The organism is Paracoccus niistensis (assembly GCF_042432925.1).
Classification (GTDB): domain Bacteria; phylum Pseudomonadota; class Alphaproteobacteria; order Rhodobacterales; family Rhodobacteraceae; genus Paracoccus; species Paracoccus niistensis.
Genome location: NZ_JBHLWE010000004.1, coordinates 12280 through 27222, shown reverse-complemented (window position 1 = coordinate 27222; position 14943 = coordinate 12280). Strand labels below are relative to the sequence as shown.

Here is a 14943-nt window from a genome sequence, read left to right as displayed (position 1 = left end):
AAGGCCGGCCCGCTACTCGGCGGACCTTTTTTCCCGCTGCAGCACCACAGCAAGCACGATGATGACGCCCTGGATCGCCCCGTTCAGATAGGGGCTGACCAGGTCCGCCAGGTTCAGGATGTTGTCGATCAGCGACAGGATCAGGACGCCGACCACGGTGCCCCAGACGCGCCCCCGCCCGCCTTTCAGCGCGGTGCCGCCGATGATCACGGCGGCGATGGCCTCAAGCTCCCACAGAACGCCGGTCGAGCCCGAGGCGGATCCGAGGCGCGGCACGTAAAGGATCGTGGCGAGCCCGACCAGCGCGCCCAGAAGGACATAGGTCATCAGCCGCACCCGCTCGACGTCCACGGCCGAATAGCGCGCCACGCGATCGTTCGAGCCGATCGCCTCGACATGGCGGCCGAAGCGCGTGTGCCGCATGGTCCATTCGCCGAGGATCGCAACGATGGCGAAGACGATGATCGGCCAGGTGATCCAGCCGATGCCGCTGAAATAGACGGGCCGGTAAAGCGTCCGGAGCCCGGAATCCAGGCTGAGCGTGCCGCCGTCCGCCAGCCAGGTGACAAGGCTGCGGAAGATGCCCATCGTGCCCAGTGTGACGATGAACGCCTCGATCCGAGCGCGGGTGATCAGCGCTCCGTTGACGAAGCCGGCCAGCACCCCGCCCGCCATGGCGACGCCCATGCCGATCAGGATCGTGCCCCAGTTCTCGCCCGTGAAAGGGGCCAGTGCGTTCATCGCCATGATGGTGATGCCGGCAAGGAAGGCGGCCATCGAGCCCACCGACAGGTCCAGCCCGCCTTGGGTGATGACAAAGGTCATGCCGACCGCGATCAGCCCGATGAAGGCCGAGCGCGCCAGCACGTTCGACAGGTTCGCGGGCGCAAGGAATGCCGGGTTCAGCAGCGCGCCCAGAATGAACAGCCCGACCAGCGCGACCAGGGGACCGAGAAGATGCAGGTCGATGCGTTTCATGCGGGCTCCGCCTCGCGCCCGAGGCCCATGGCCAGGCGGACGATGTTTTCCTCGGTGATCCGGGCGCCTTCGACCTCGCCGGCAAGGCTGCCCTGCCGCATCACCAGCACGCGGTCGGACAGGCCCATAACCTCGGGCAGTTCGGACGAGATCACGATCACCCCCTTGCCCGCCCGTGCCAAGGCGCGGACGAAATTGTAGATCTGCTGCTTGGTCCCGATGTCGATGCCTCGGGTCGGCTCGTCGATCAGGATGATCTCGGGCTCGGTCAGCATGGTCTTGGCCAGCAGCAGCTTCTGCTGGTTGCCGCCCGACAGCGCGCCTGCGGGCATTGCGGCCGAAGCGGCGCGGATGTCGAAGTCGCGCGTCGCGTCGTCCATGGCCTGCCGTTCGCGCGCACGGTCGATGCGGAAGCCGAATCGGTCCAGCGCGGCCAGCGTCAGGTTCTCGGTCAAGGGCTTGTCTAGCAGAAGCCCGGCTTCCTTCCGGTCTTCGGTCAGATAGGCGATTCCGGCCGCCGCGGCGTCGCGGGCGTGGCGGATCGCTGTCGGTCGGCCCCGGACAGCTATCGTTCCGGTGGATGGGCGCAGGCCCGCAATCGCCTCGGCCAGTTCCGTGCGGCCGGAACCGACAAGACCTGCGATCCCCATCACCTCGCCCCGGCGCAGGGTCAGCGCGATGTTCCTGACTTGAACCGCGCCGGGCACGCTCAGCCCCTCGACGCGCAGCAGTTCCTCTTCGGCGGGCGTGTCCTTGGGCGGGAAAATGTCCCGAAGCTCGCGCCCGACCATGGCGGTGGCCATGCCGTCCTCGGTCAGTTCCCCCCGAACGGCCCGGCGCACCACCGCGCCGTCGCGCAGGACGGTGATGCGGTCGGCCAGCCGCGCGACCTCGTCCAGCCGGTGCGAACAGAACATCAGCGCCACGCCCTCGGCCCTGAGCCGGTCCACCTGCGCGTAAAGCGCGTCCACCTCGCGGTGGGTCAGAGCGGCCGAGGGTTCGTCCATGATGAGGACGCGCGCCTTGCGCGACAGGGCCTTTGCGATCTCGACCATCTGGCGGTCGGGCACCGACAGGTCGCGGATGCGTGCCTGCGGGCTGATCTCGGTGCCGAGGCGGTCCAGCAGCTCGCCTGCTGCCGCGCGCATGGCCGCGTGGTCCAGCCGGGGGCCGCGGGTGATTTCGCGCCCAAGAAAGATGTTGGCCGCGACGGACAGGTCGGGGGCGAGGTTGAATTCCTGGTGGATGACGACGATCCCCGCCGCCTCGGCCTCGGGTCCGCTGCGGAAAGGGGCAGGGCGGCCGTCCAGCAGCACCTGTCCCGAGGTCGGGGCCAGGAAGCCCCCGAGGATCTTCATGATCGTCGACTTGCCGGCGCCGTTTTCGCCGATCAGCGCGTGGACCTCACCTGCATTCAGCGCAAGGTCGATGCCGTGCAGCACCTCGACCGGGCCGAAGCTCTTCGTGACCTTGTCGAGCGCGAGCACCGGAGTCACGGGCGCACCTCGACCCATGCGCCGTCCCGCGCGGCCGAGGCCTGCGCCGCCGCGATGAAGGCCATGCCGGACAGCCCGTCCTCTAGCCCCGGCAACCGCGCCAGCGGTCCTTCGTCGCCCCGGATCACGGCTGCGATATCGGCGTAAAGGTTGGCAAAGGCTTCAAGATACCCTTCGGGGTGGCCGGGCGGGGTGCGGAAGGACGCCGAACGGTCCTGTGCGCGGGTCAGGATGCGGGGCGGCTCGCCCTTCACGGTGAAGACCAGCCGCTCGGGGTCTTCCTGATGCCACTCAAGCGCACCCCTGGTGCCGAAGACGCGCAGCGACAGGCCATTTTCGCGCCCGACGGTGACCTGGCTGGCCCACAATCCGCCCCGCGCGCCCGAGGCATAGCGCAGCATCACCCGCACGTCGTCGTCCACGCGCCGTCCCGGCACCATGCTGGACAGTTCGGCGGCAAGCGCGACCGGCGTTTCACCCGTCACGAAGGCGGCGAGTTGCCAGGCATGGGTGCCGATGTCGCCGATGGCCCCCGCGCCCGCCTGCGCCGGATCGGTGCGCCAGTCGGCCTGCTTGCTGTGCACCTCGTCCGCAAGCCAGCCTTGAAGGTATTCCGCCTGGACCAGCCGCAGATCGCCAATCCCACCCTCGGCGACGATGGCCCGGGCCTCTCGCACCATCGGATGGGCGCAGTAGTTGTGCGTCAGGAAGAACCGCGCCTGGCTGTTGGCAGCAGCCTTGGCGATGACCTGCGCCTGCTCCGGCGTCGCGGCCAGGGGCTTGTCGCAGATGACGTGGATGCCCGCGTCGAGAAAGGCGACGGCGACGGGCGCGTGCAGGTGGTTCGGGGTCACGACCGACACCGCCCGGATCCCGTCCGGGCGCACCGCCTCGGCCCGCGCCATCTCGCGGAAATCGGCGTAAGCGCGGTCCAGCCCCAGCGCCCTGGCCGAAGCCTCAGCCCGTGCGGCATCCGAGGACAGCGCGCCTGCGACCAGCCGGAAGTGGCCGTCCATCCGCGCGGCGATGCGGTGGACCGCGCCGATGAAGGCGCCTTCGCCGCCGCCGACCATGCCCAGCGGGATGGGGCAGGGCGCCTCAGCCATCGGCCGCCAGCCCCAGAGCACGGCGGTTCGCCGTCTCGTCCGTGCGCTGCGCTGCGAAATCGTCGAAGGCGTGGGGAGTCGTCCGGATGATGTGGCGGCCGACGAACTCTGCCCCCTCACGCGCTCCATCCTCGGGATGCTTCAGCGCGCATTCCCATTCCACGACCGCCCAGCCGTCGAAGTCGTATTGCGCGAGCTTCGAGAAGATCGCGCCGAAATCCACCTGCCCGTCGCCGAGGCTTCGGAAACGCCCCGCGCGGTCCACCCATGACTGATAGCCGCCATAGACGCCCTGTCGCCCGGTCGGCCGGAACTCGGCGTCCTTGACGTGGAACATGCGTATGCGGTCGTGGTAGATGTCGATGTTGTCGAGATAATCGAGCTGCTGCAGCAGGTAGTGCGACGGGTCGTAAAGCATGTTGGCCCGCGGATGCTGGCCGACGCGGTCGAGGAACATCTCGAAGCTCGCGCCGTCATGCAGGTCCTCGCCCGGGTGGATCTCGTAGCAGATGTCCACGCCGTTCTCGTCGGCAAGGTCGAGCAGCGGCCGCCAGCGGCGCGCAAGCTCGTCAAAGGCAAGGTCCACCAGCCCCGGCGCCCGCTGCGGCCAAGGGTAAAGGTAGGGCCACGCCAGCGCGCCCGAAAAGCTTGCCATGGCCTTCAGCCCCATCGCGGCGCTGGCGCGGATCGCCTTGCCGACCTGATCTGTCGCCCATGCCTGCCGCGCTGCCGGATTTCCGTGGACAGAGGCCGGCGCAAAGGCATCGAAAGCCGCGTCATAAGCCGGATGCACGGCGACCAGCTGGCCCTGCAGGTGGGCAGAAAGCTCGGTCACCTCGACGCCGTTCGCGCGTGCCGTGCCGAGAAACTCGTCCCGGTAATCCTGCGACCCGGCGGCAAGGTCGAGGTCGATCAGCCGCGCGTCCAGGCTGGGCACCTGCACGCCCACGTAGCCGAGCGATGCCGCCCAGCGGGTGATGCCGTCCCAACTGTCGAACGGCGCCTTGTCCCCGACGAACTGCGCCAGAAACAGCGCAGGCCCCTTGATGGTCTGCATTCAGATACTCCCCCTGACAGGAAGGCTAAACCAAGGATGTAATCGTTTGCAACGGTCATGTTGAAACCGGCATGCGGATGCTTGCGCCCGGGTTCCCGCACCGCATAGTTCAGGTCATGGGCGATGCGGAATCCGAGCGGACAAGGCAGGGTGCGGCGCGGCTTGCAGACGTGGCGCGCCTTGCGGGCGTCTCGGTCGCCACCGTGTCGAGGGCGCTTTCCCGGCCCGATCTGCTTTCAACCGACACGCGCGATGCGGTGCAGCGGGCGATCACCGCCACCGGCTATCGCATGAACCACGCCGCCCGGAACCTGCGGAAGGGGCGGACCGGCGCAATCGGGGCGCTGGTTCCGAATCTGGGCAACCCGTTCTTCGCCAAGATCCTCGCCGGGATGGGCGCGGCCATGAATGCCCAGGGGTATGACCTGTTGGTGGGGGACACGATGGCGCCGGGCGGACGCCATCGCGCGTTGCGCCGTTTCCTCGACCCCTCGCGCGTGGACGGGATCATCCTGCTCGATGGGCAGGTGACGGCAGGCGACCTCGCGGCGCTTTCCGGCGCGCCGCCGGTGGTGATGGCCTGCGAATGGATCGAGGGCGCGCCGCTTCCGCGCGTCGTCCTGGACAATGCCGCCGGCACGGAACTGGCGGCCCGGCACCTGCTGGCCTTGGGCCATCGCCGCATCGGCTGGATCGGCGGCCCCGAGGACAACGTCCTGCACAAGGCCCGGGTCGAGGGCCTGGCCCGCGCGCTGCCCGATCCGGGGCCGTGCTACGCGGGCGATTTCACGCTGGAATCGGGCGTCCGCGCAGCCGAAAGATGGCTCGACACCCCCGCCGCTGACCGACCCACGGCCGTGATCGGCTTCAGCGACGAATCCGCCGCCGGGTTCATGGGCGAGCTTCAACGTCGCGGCGTCTCGGTGCCCGAACAGGTCTCGGTCGTCGGCTTCGACGGGATTGACTGGGTGGCGCATCTGCCGGTCCCGCTCACCACGATCCGGCAGCCCAAGCGAGACCTCGGCAGCACTGCGGCGCGCGTTCTCATGGCGCTGATCGCGGGGCAGCCTGTTGAGCCCTGCACCGTCCTTGCGCCCCAACTGGTGCTGCGGAAATCTGCCGGCTCGGCGCCGTCATGAAGGATGCTGGGCAGGGGAGACGGCTTTTGGCATTCCCCGGCGGCAAGATGCGTTCAGCCGGGAAATGACGTCCAGCTTTCAGGCCCCGTGCGGCCGGGCGAGAAGAGAAGGGTCGATGGACATGGCCGTCCTTTTCGCCCGATCTTTGGCCGCTCCGACTGCCCGAGGGTAGCCATCCGGTATCATGGTCCGCCGGCCAGAGAGCCGACGATCACGAATGTCAGGGCATCGAGGTCTATCTCGCCGTTGACGGTAAGCCGGCTGTCGGCCTGGGAAACCTTGAGATTGCATTCGGGATCTTCGGACTGCCGCCTCAGTTCGGTCAGGATTGCGTCTCGAATCTGGTCTTCCATGCCGTCCTCCCTATGATTCCCGAAGGGCGAAGCAATTCCGCCCGCTCCGAAGCTGAGCAGTCTCAGCTGCAGACCTTTGCTCAATCGGTCAGGTGTGTCCCGGGTTCCTGCGGGTGCGCGTTCCTTGCGGGTTTGTCGAAGGCGCTGGATCCCGGGGCTTGATGACCGGGCAGTCCGCCGCTGAAATCCCTGCCGCGAGAATGCATCGCGGCAAGGTGCGGGATCACGCCCAATAGGCTGCGACAGTGAAGCTCTTCCTGGCGCGGCCGAGTTGCAGCAGGTGCTGGCGTGCCATGCGTGCCTGATCGGCGTTGCCCGCGAACCACAGGAAATCGTCACCCTGCAGGGCTTCATGCTGCCGGAAGGCCGACAGAAGATCCTCGCAGCGCGTGACCCGGGAATCGATGCCCAAGCTGCCCAGATCATCCGCAGGGCAGCGCAGGACGGCGCGCACCTGCCCGCGCGCAAGCTTCAGCATCCGCGCGATTGCGGGCAGGGCGGTCTCGTCCCCGAATAGGCACAGCCGCTCGGCTTCGGGGCACCAGCCGCCACCCGGCCCGATCACTCCGACCTCCTGCCCCTCGGGACTTCCTTCGGCCCATGTGCAGGTGGGGCTGCCGGGATGGCGGAAGATGTCGAACTCCAGCCAGTCATCCTGCTGATCAGTCACGGTATAGACGGGCCGGTGCAGCGCGTCCGGTCCCTCGGGCCAGGCGGTGCGTCCACTTTCGGTGACCCTTGGCCACTGGGCAGCGCGGCCTGCGGGCGGCAGAAGCAGGCGGAAATGCAGGCTGCCATTGCCGAAGCGCGCAGCCTCGGCTCCGGCCAGTCGCACCCGCAGGAAGTTCGGGCCAAGCCGCGAGACGCCGGCGACCCGCATCAGCGATAGCCCCGGCGCAAGCGCCCCCACGTCGACATGGTCCCAGACGACGCTCAGCCCGACCTCGGCGAACAGCTCGGTGGCGCTTTCGCGCAAGTTGCCGACCAGCCGCTGCTCGGGTCCGGACAGATCGATGCGCAGGCTGTCGGGAAGAGGCGTCAGGCGCAGTTCGCAGTCCCAGACAAGCAGGCTCAACCGGTCGGGGCTTTCGATCAGCGGCACGTCCCAGGCGGCCGCCCGCGCCTTCAGCGCTGCCACGGCTGCGCCCGAAGGCTGAGGGATCACGCCTCCGCTTCGAAAGCTTCGCAGGTCCGACATCAAGTCCTCGATGCTGATCGGCAACATTGCCGACGCACGGTTAGCACGGGCCGTTGACATAACCTAGTATTTCAATCAACCAAGATCATCTTCTGTTTGAGTAGGCCGCTGCCATGTATCCCGATTTCCGCACTGCCCTTCTTGCCAGCGCCAGCATCCTTGCGGTCTCGGCCGCCGGCGCTGCTGCGCAGGAAACGGAGGCAGTCACCCTTGACACCATCACCCTGACCGCCACGACCGATGCCTCGGTGCAGGCCGAAGGCTTTGTCAGCGATTATGCGCAGGCCTCCACCAAGTCGGACACGCCGGTCGGCGAGACCCAGCAGTCCGTGTCGGTCGTGACGACCGAGCAGGTCGAACAGCAGGGTGCCGAAAGCCTGGGCGAGGCGCTGACCTACTCGACCGGCGTGCTGGGCCAGCCCTTCGGCGCCGATCCCCGCTTCAACTCGCCGACGATCCGCGGTTTTACCTCGGACAACGCGCAATATGTGAACGGGCTGCGGCAGGGGCGGCTGTTCGGCGCCCAGGCTTATGAGATCTACGGCATGCAGCAGGTCGAGGTGATCCGCGGTCCGTCCTCGTCGCTGTACGGGTCGGGCTCGCCGGCGGGCGTCATCAACCAGGTGCAGAAGCGCGCGCAGGCCGGCGACTTCGCCGAGGCCGGGGCAGGGCTGGACAGCAACAGCTCGGGGCAGTTGTTCTTCGACGTCAACCGCAGCCCCAGCGAGGTGCTGTCCTGGCGCCTGACGGGCATCGCCCGGGACGACCAGACCCAGCTTGACGAGTTGACGAACAAGCGGGGCTATCTTGGCGCGGCGATGCGCCTGAACACCGACGGCGCGACGACGATCGACCTTCTGGCCTCGATCACCGACGATTCGCCGATCAGTCCGGTGGGCATCCCCTATGCGCTGACCTCGCTGGGGGACAGCCCCTTCCGGGGCGACGACGAGGATCTGCGCGACATCTACACGGGCGAGCCGGGGTTCGACGCAAGCGACCGCCGGATGTGGAACCTGGGCGTCGAGATCAGCCATGAACTCGACAACGGCTGGACGCTCGCCCAAGGCTTCCGCTACGAAAAGTTCGACTGGGACTACACCGGCACCTCGGTGCAGGGCTTCGAGCCGGTCATCAATCCCGACGGCACCTTCAACCGCACCACCATCGACCAGAGCGAGGACAGCGAGACCATCAGCCTCGACACGCGGTTGAGCGGCGAGCTGACCACGGGACAGGCGGTGCACCGGCTGCTGTTCGGCCTAGACGTGCAGAAATACGACGCCAGGGACTTCACCATCTTCGGCTCCGCCCCGGCCTTCGACCTGCGCGACCCGCAGTATGACTCCGACGCCGTCACCCTGGACGGCTTCCGTGGCGGCCGCGACGTCACCTTCAAGCAGGTCGGCCTGTATGTTCAGGACGAAGTGGAGTGGGGCAACTGGCGCGGCACCTTCGGCCTGCGCCACGACTGGGCCGAGCAGGACGGCCTGGCCTATGGTCTGGATTCCAACTTCGACGACAGCCAGACGACCGGACGGCTGGGCCTGTCCTATGTGATGGACAACGGGCTGATGCCTTATGTCAGCTATGCGACCTCGTTCGAGCCCCTGCCGGGCAGCGACATCGCCGGCAACGCGCTGGAACCGACCGAGGGCAAGCAGTGGGAAGCGGGGCTGAAATACAGCCCGTCGGCCTTCGAGGGGTTGTTCACCCTCGCCGTCTATGACCTGCGCCAGACCAATCTGACCCGCCCGGCGTCCGAGGTGATCGACGGCGAAACCCGCACCGGCCTGCGCCAGATCGGCGAGGTCAGGTCGCGCGGCGTCGAACTGTCGGGCATCGCGTCGCTGACCGATGCCTGGGACGTCCAAGCCAGCTATTCCTACAACGACACCGAGCAGCAGGAAGGCGCCAACGAGGGCAACGCCCTGCCGAACGCGCCCAGACACCTTGCCAGCCTCTGGGCGATGCGCGACTTCGGCAACGGGCTGCAGGCGGGTGGCGGCATCCGCCACGTCGGCGAGCGCTTCGGGGACGAGGCCAATGCCGATGAACTCGACAGCGTGACGCTTGTCGATCTTGCCGCCAGGTGGGAGCGCGAGAATGTCGAGGCCACGCTGAACGTCTCGAACCTGACCGACGAGGCCTATGTCGCCAGCTGCAGTGCCTTCGGCTGCTTCTATGGCGAGGGCCGCACGCTGTCTGCCAGGGTTGCCTATAAATGGTGAAACGCCGGGCCGCTTCCCTCCGGCCCACACGTCGCACCATTTTGACCGCCGCCGGCATCATGCTGGCGGCGGGATTGCCCTTGCAGGCGGCACCTGCCGCGCCGCGCCTTGCCGCCATCGATTGGGCGATGCTGGAAACAGCCGTCGCGCTGGGCCACATGCCGGTCGCCGCATGCGAGCTGATCCGCTTTCGCGCCGACGCCGTCGAGCCGGCGATTGCGGCCGAGGTCGTGGACCTCGGGCTGCGCGGTGCGCCGAACTTCGAGCTATTGCAGTTGACGCGCCCCGACCTGATCCTGACCTCGCCCTATTATACCCGCTACGAGGACCGGCTGGCGAGCCTCGCCCCGGTCCTGAACCTGCCCTTCTACATCCCGGCAGAGCCGCCGCTGCCCAAGGCTTTCGCCGCGCTGCACGCATTGGCCGAGGCGATCGGCGATCCGCAGGCCGCCGTTCACGCCGAGGCGCGGGCCGAGGCAGAACTGGACCGCCGGTCCGCTGACCTGTCCGATTTCGCCGACCGGCCCGTCTGCCTTGTCAACATCGGTGACGCCCGCCACCTGCGCGCCTTCGGCTTCGACAGCCTGTTCGGCAGCACACTCGGTCGGTTGGGCCTGCGCAATGCCTGGACCGAGGGCACGCAGTTCAGCTTCCTTGCGCCCGTCCCGGTCGAGCGTCTGGCCTCCATGCCCGACGCCCGGCTGGTCATCGTCGGCGCCGTCCCCCCCGAGGTGCGACGGGCGCTGAACCGCAGCGTGCTGTGGCAGGCATTGCCCCAGGTCGCAGAAAAGCGGGTCTATCATCTGCCCGAGGTCAACGCCTTCGGCGGGGTCCCTGCCGCTCTGCGCTTTGCGCGGCTGCTGTCGCAGGCACTCGCCGCCGGATCGGTCGCCGGCATATGACGCCGGTGCTGCGTTTCTGGCTGCCGCTTGCGGCAGTGCTGGCCGCCGGGCTGTGGCTGGTGGCGGCACTACAGGCCCTGCCTTGGGCCGACTGGCCGGGCTTGCCTCTGCGGCCCGGCGCCATGAGTTTGAACCAGATCCTGCTGGGCTTCGGACTGATGCCGCGCGGGATGATCGCGCTGCTGGCGGGTGCCGCGCTGGGCCTGTCCGGGGCGATCCTGCAGGCAGTGCTGCGAAATCCCGTTGCCGACCCGACGACACTTGGCATTTCGTCGGGGGCGCAGCTTGCGCTGGTGCTCGCGACGATCCTTTCCCCGGATCTGCTGGCGGAGGGGCGCTGGCCGGTCGCCATGACAGGTGCCGGGCTGGCTGCGGCGCTGGTGCTGGCGATCGGCGCAAGGCGAGCCTTCGCGCCGGTGACGATGGTGATCGCGGGAATGCTGGTCGGCATGACCGCCAGTGCCATCGCCGCCGCCGTCACGCTGGCTCAGGGGCAATACCTGCTGTCGCTGGTGATCTGGAACGGCGGCTCGCTGGTCCAGCAGGACTGGTCGGGCGTGCGCGCGCTGGCCTTGGTGCTGGCGCTTGGCGGGATCGCCGCTGCCTTGCTGGCACGGCCCCTGCGGGTGCTGTCGCTGGGCGCCGAGGGGGCCGCGGGCCTCGGCATGAACGTGGCCCTCGTGCGGCTGGCTGCCGTGGCGCTGGCCGTCTGGATCGCGGCCAGCGTGTCGGCCGAGCTGGGGCTGATCGGCTTCGTGGGCCTCGCTGCCCCCGCCCTGGCCCGCACCCTGGGCGCGCGCGACATGGTGCAGGTGCTGACGCTGTCGCCGCTGATCGGCGCGCTGATCCTGTCGGTCTGCGACGGGGCCGTGCTGCTGGTCGCGGGGGCCAGCGGCGAGATGTTCCCGACCGGCGCGCTGACCGGCCTTCTGGGCGGGCCGCTGCTGATCTGGCTGCTGCCGCGCCTGCGCGGCTCGACCCCGCCGGGCACCGAGGCCGCCGAGGGCCCGGCACCGCGCCTGTCCCGGCCCGGCCGGTTGTTGTGGGCGCTGGCGGGGGCGCTGGTCGCCGCTGTTGTGGTCCTTGTCTGGATCGGCCGCGTCCCCGGCGGCTGGGCGGTGCTGGACTGGCAGAGCTTCCGTGCCTTCCTGCCCATGCGCCTGCCGCGCCTGATCGCGGCGGCCTCGGCCGGGGCGGCGCTGGCGGTGGCGGGCGCAATCCTGCAACGGCTGACGGCGAACCCGCTCGCCTCGCCCGAGGTGTTGGGTGTCTCGGGCGGCGCCGCGCTGGGCTTCGCGGCGGTGATCTTCGCCCTTCCCGCGCCCGGCGCCCTGATGCTGAACGCGGGAACCATCGCCGGAGCCATCCTTGCGCTGGCGCTGGTCGCGGCCTTCGTGAGTCGCCGCGAGATGCCTTCAGAACGTATCCTGCTGGCCGGGATCGCCGTGTCCGCACTGGCCTCGTCGGTGCTGTCGGCGATGATGGCCGCAGGAGACGCACGGGCCTGGGCGATCCTCGGCTGGCTCAGCGGATCGTCCTTCACCGTCGGAACGGGCGGCGCGCTGGCGCTGGCCGCCGTTGCCCTGATGCTGTGGGCCTCGGCGCTGGCTGCGCGGCGCTGGCTGGGCGTGCTGCCGTTGGGCGCGGGCGTGGCCGGGGGCCTGGGCCTGCCGCTGCGGAACGCAAGGCTGGCGCTGATCCTGTTGGCGGGCGTGGCGACGGGGGCGGCCACGGTCTTCGTCGGCCCGCTGTCCTTTGTTGGCCTGATGGCGCCGCATCTTTCCCGCCGCATGGGGCTTGCCCGCCCCGAGCATCACGTCACTGGCGCCGCCCTGATCGGCGCGGGGCTGATGCTGGCCGCCGATTTCGGCGCGCGCATGGCCGGGTTCCCCTATGAACTGCCGCTGGGGCTGTTCGCCTCGCTGATCGGCGCGCCCTGGCTGATCTGGCTGATGATGAGGTCCGGGCGATGACCCTGTTTGCCATCGGAAACCTGTCCGTGCACGTCCCCGGCCGCCGCCTGCTGGACGGGATCACGCTGGACCTGCCGGCTGGACAAGTGATCGCGTTGATCGGGCACAACGGCTCTGGAAAGTCCACGCTGCTGAAGGTGCTGGCGCGGCAGATCGCGGCCAGTGGCCGTATCGCCTTCGAGGGCCGCACCCTGTCCGACTGGCGCCCGCGCGACTATGCCCGCAGGCTCGCCTTCCTGCCGCAGACCACCCCTTCGGCCGAGGGGATGCTGGTGCACGAACTGGTGGCCCTCGGTCGCTATCCCTGGCACGGGGCGCTGGGTCGCTTCGGCCCGCGCGATCATCAGGCCGTGGCCGCTGCGATGCAGGAATGCGGCGTCGCGCCCTTCGCCGACCGGCTGGTGGATACGCTGTCGGGGGGCGAGCGGCAGCGGGTCTGGCTGGCGATGATGGTCGCCCAGCAGGCCGGAACCCTGCTGCTGGACGAGCCGATCAGCGCCCTGGACATCGCCCATCAGGTCGAGGTGCTGGCGCTGATCCGCCGGATGTGCCACGAGCAGGACCGCAGCGCCGTGATCGTCCTGCATGACGTCAACATGGCGGCACGCTTCTGCGACCGCATCGTTGCGCTGAAAGGCGGGCGGCTGGTGATGCAGGGCAGTCCCGCCGAGCTGATCCGGACCGAGGCGCTTTACCGGATCTATGGCCTGCCGATGCAGGTCCTGACGAAAGACGATGGCACCCCCGTGGCCGTCCCTGCTTGAGAAAACCATGCTGCGCGACTTCTTTTCCTACTATCGCCCCTTCATGGGCCTGTTCTGGCTCGATTTCGGCTGCGCCGTGCTGTCCGGCCTGCTGGAACTGGCCTTCCCGGTGGCGATCACGGGCTTCATCGACCACCTGCTGCCGCAGGGGAACTGGACGCTGACAATGCTGGCCGCCGCCGGGCTGCTGGTGCTTTACGCGGTCAACGCCGGGCTTTTGACGGTCGTGATCTACTGGGGCCACAAGCTGGGCATCAACATCGAGACCGAGATGCGCGCCCGCGCCTTCGACCACCTGACGCGGCTGTCCTGGCGCTGGTACGACCGCGCCCGCACCGGCAAGCTGGTCGCCCGCGTGACCCGCGACCTGGAAGAAATCGGCGAAGTCGCCCATCACGGCCCCGAGGACGCCTTCATCGCGCTGATGACCTTTGTCGGCGCCTTTGCCCTAATGTTCTGGATCAACCCGCAACTCGCCTTCATCGTGGCGCTGATCGTGCCCGCGATGCTGGCGCTGGTGATCGTCTATGGCGGGCGGATGACCCGTACCTGGCGCGACATCTACTCCCGCGTCGGCAACTTCAACGTCCGGCTCGAGGAAGCCCTGGGCGGCATCCGCGTCGTGCAGGCCTTCGGCAACGAAAGCCACGAAACCCACCTGTTCGGCCATGACAACGCGCGCTACCGGCAGGCCAAGCTCGATGCCTATCGCGTCATGGCGGCAAGCTCGGCCCTGCAATACATGGGGCTGCGGCTGGTGCAGGTGATCGTCATGGTCGTGGGGGCGGGCTTCGTGCTGTCGGGCGACCTGACCACGGGCGGCTTCGTGGGCTTCCTGCTGCTGGTCGGCGTCTTCTACCGCCCGCTGGAAAAGATCGCCGCCGTGATCGAGACCTACCCCCGCGGCATCGCGGGCTTCCGCCGTTATCAGGAGCTTCTGGCGACCGACCCCGAGATCGCCGACACTCCCGATGCCATCGAGGCCCCGGCGCTGAAGGGCGACATCCGCTTCGAGAACGTCAGCTTCGCCTACAGCGAGGAACGCCCGATCCTGCGCGGCATCGACCTGCAGATCGCGGCGGGCGAGACCGTCGCCTTCGTCGGCCCATCGGGCGCGGGCAAGACCACGCTTCTGGCGCTGCTGCCGCGCTTCTACGAGCCGACCTCGGGCTGCATCACCATCGACGGTCTGCCCCTGGATCGGATGCGCCTGAACAGCCTGCGCCGCCAGATCGGCCTTGTCAGCCAGGACGTGTTCCTGTTCGGCGGCACCCTGCGCGAGAACATCGCCTATGGCCGCCTCGGTGCCACCGAGGCCGAGATCCGTGAGGCCGCCGCGCAGGCGCAGCTGACCTCGATGATCGAGGGCCTGCCCGAGGGGCTGGACACGATTGTCGGTGAGCGCGGCGTCATGCTGTCGGGCGGGCAGAAGCAGCGCGTCGCCATCGCGCGCGCCTTCCTGAAGAACCCCCCGATCCTGATCCTCGACGAGGCGACCAGCGCGCTGGACAGCCAGACCGAGCGCGAGATCCAGTCTGCACTGGACGCCCTTGCGGTCGGCCGCACCACGCTGGTGATCGCCCATCGGCTGGGCACGATCCGCAAGGCCGACCGTATCGTGGTGATGAACGAGGGCCGCATCGCCGAGATCGGCAGCCATGCGGAACTGCTGGCGCGCGAGGGCATCTATACCGCGCTGGCCGGATGATTCCGGCCGGCGCATTTGCCCTGCACGTGGCCTGAAGG

12 protein-coding genes are annotated in these 14943 nt (G+C 68.6%); 6 read left to right on the top strand and 6 right to left on the bottom strand.

Features of this window, described 5'->3' with window-relative positions:
• Window positions 1-12: 12 nt before the first annotated feature.
• From ACFFII_RS01185 to ACFFII_RS01170, 4 genes are read right to left on the bottom strand one after another with little or no spacing between them, the layout of a single operon-like run.
• Entirely contained in the window at window positions 13-978 is a 966-nt protein-coding gene (locus ACFFII_RS01185) for an ABC transporter permease (protein ID WP_090753092.1), read from the bottom strand.
• Entirely contained in the window at window positions 975-2474 is a 1500-nt protein-coding gene (locus tag ACFFII_RS01180) for a sugar ABC transporter ATP-binding protein (RefSeq protein ID WP_377697054.1), read from the bottom strand. The genes ACFFII_RS01185 and ACFFII_RS01180 overlap by 4 nt, the downstream gene beginning before the upstream one ends.
• Window positions 2471-3580, bottom strand: a complete 1110-nt coding sequence (locus tag ACFFII_RS01175; RefSeq protein ID WP_377697053.1) for a Gfo/Idh/MocA family protein — start codon at window positions 3578-3580, stop codon at window positions 2471-2473. The genes ACFFII_RS01180 and ACFFII_RS01175 overlap by 4 nt, the downstream gene beginning before the upstream one ends.
• On the bottom strand, window positions 3573-4637 hold the full coding sequence (locus ACFFII_RS01170) for a sugar phosphate isomerase/epimerase family protein (RefSeq protein WP_377697052.1): 1065 nt from the start codon (window positions 4635-4637) through the stop codon (window positions 3573-3575). The genes ACFFII_RS01175 and ACFFII_RS01170 overlap by 8 nt, the downstream gene beginning before the upstream one ends.
• Before the next feature lie 116 nt (window positions 4638-4753).
• Between ACFFII_RS01170 and ACFFII_RS01165 the strand changes: the two genes are divergently transcribed.
• On the top strand, window positions 4754-5776 hold the full coding sequence (locus tag ACFFII_RS01165) for a LacI family DNA-binding transcriptional regulator (protein ID WP_377697051.1): 1023 nt from the start codon (window positions 4754-4756) through the stop codon (window positions 5774-5776).
• A 182-nt stretch (window positions 5777-5958) separates the two neighbouring features.
• Here the strand turns inward: ACFFII_RS01165 and ACFFII_RS01160 are convergent, their stop codons facing one another.
• Entirely contained in the window at window positions 5959-6129 is a 171-nt protein-coding gene (locus ACFFII_RS01160; protein WP_377697050.1) for a hypothetical protein, read from the bottom strand.
• A gap of 223 nt (window positions 6130-6352) precedes the next feature.
• Entirely contained in the window at window positions 6353-7294 is a 942-nt protein-coding gene (locus ACFFII_RS01155; protein WP_377697049.1) for a siderophore-interacting protein, read from the bottom strand.
• A gap of 146 nt (window positions 7295-7440) precedes the next feature.
• Between ACFFII_RS01155 and ACFFII_RS01150 the strand changes: the two genes are divergently transcribed.
• From ACFFII_RS01150 to ACFFII_RS01130, 5 genes are read left to right on the top strand one after another with little or no spacing between them, the layout of a single operon-like run.
• A complete protein-coding gene (locus ACFFII_RS01150; protein ID WP_377697048.1) occupies window positions 7441-9558 on the top strand; it encodes a TonB-dependent siderophore receptor in 2118 nt (705 codons plus the stop codon).
• The gene (locus tag ACFFII_RS01145; protein ID WP_377697047.1) at window positions 9552-10460 is read left to right on the top strand and encodes an iron-siderophore ABC transporter substrate-binding protein; all 909 of its coding nucleotides are present in this window, start codon (window positions 9552-9554) and stop codon (window positions 10458-10460) included. The genes ACFFII_RS01150 and ACFFII_RS01145 overlap by 7 nt, the downstream gene beginning before the upstream one ends.
• Window positions 10457-12433 carry a Fe(3+)-hydroxamate ABC transporter permease FhuB gene (gene fhuB / locus ACFFII_RS01140; RefSeq protein ID WP_377697046.1) on the top strand — a complete coding sequence of 659 codons (1977 nt, stop codon included), beginning with the start codon at window positions 10457-10459 and terminating at the stop codon, window positions 12431-12433. The genes ACFFII_RS01145 and fhuB overlap by 4 nt, the downstream gene beginning before the upstream one ends.
• Complete coding sequence (locus ACFFII_RS01135; protein WP_377697045.1) at window positions 12430-13197, top strand: ABC transporter ATP-binding protein; 768 nt, start codon at window positions 12430-12432, stop codon at window positions 13195-13197. Before fhuB ends, ACFFII_RS01135 begins: the two co-directional genes overlap by 4 nt.
• Before the next feature lie 7 nt (window positions 13198-13204).
• Complete coding sequence (locus ACFFII_RS01130; protein ID WP_377697044.1) at window positions 13205-14905, top strand: ABC transporter ATP-binding protein; 1701 nt, start codon at window positions 13205-13207, stop codon at window positions 14903-14905.
• Window positions 14906-14943 lie beyond the last annotated feature (38 nt).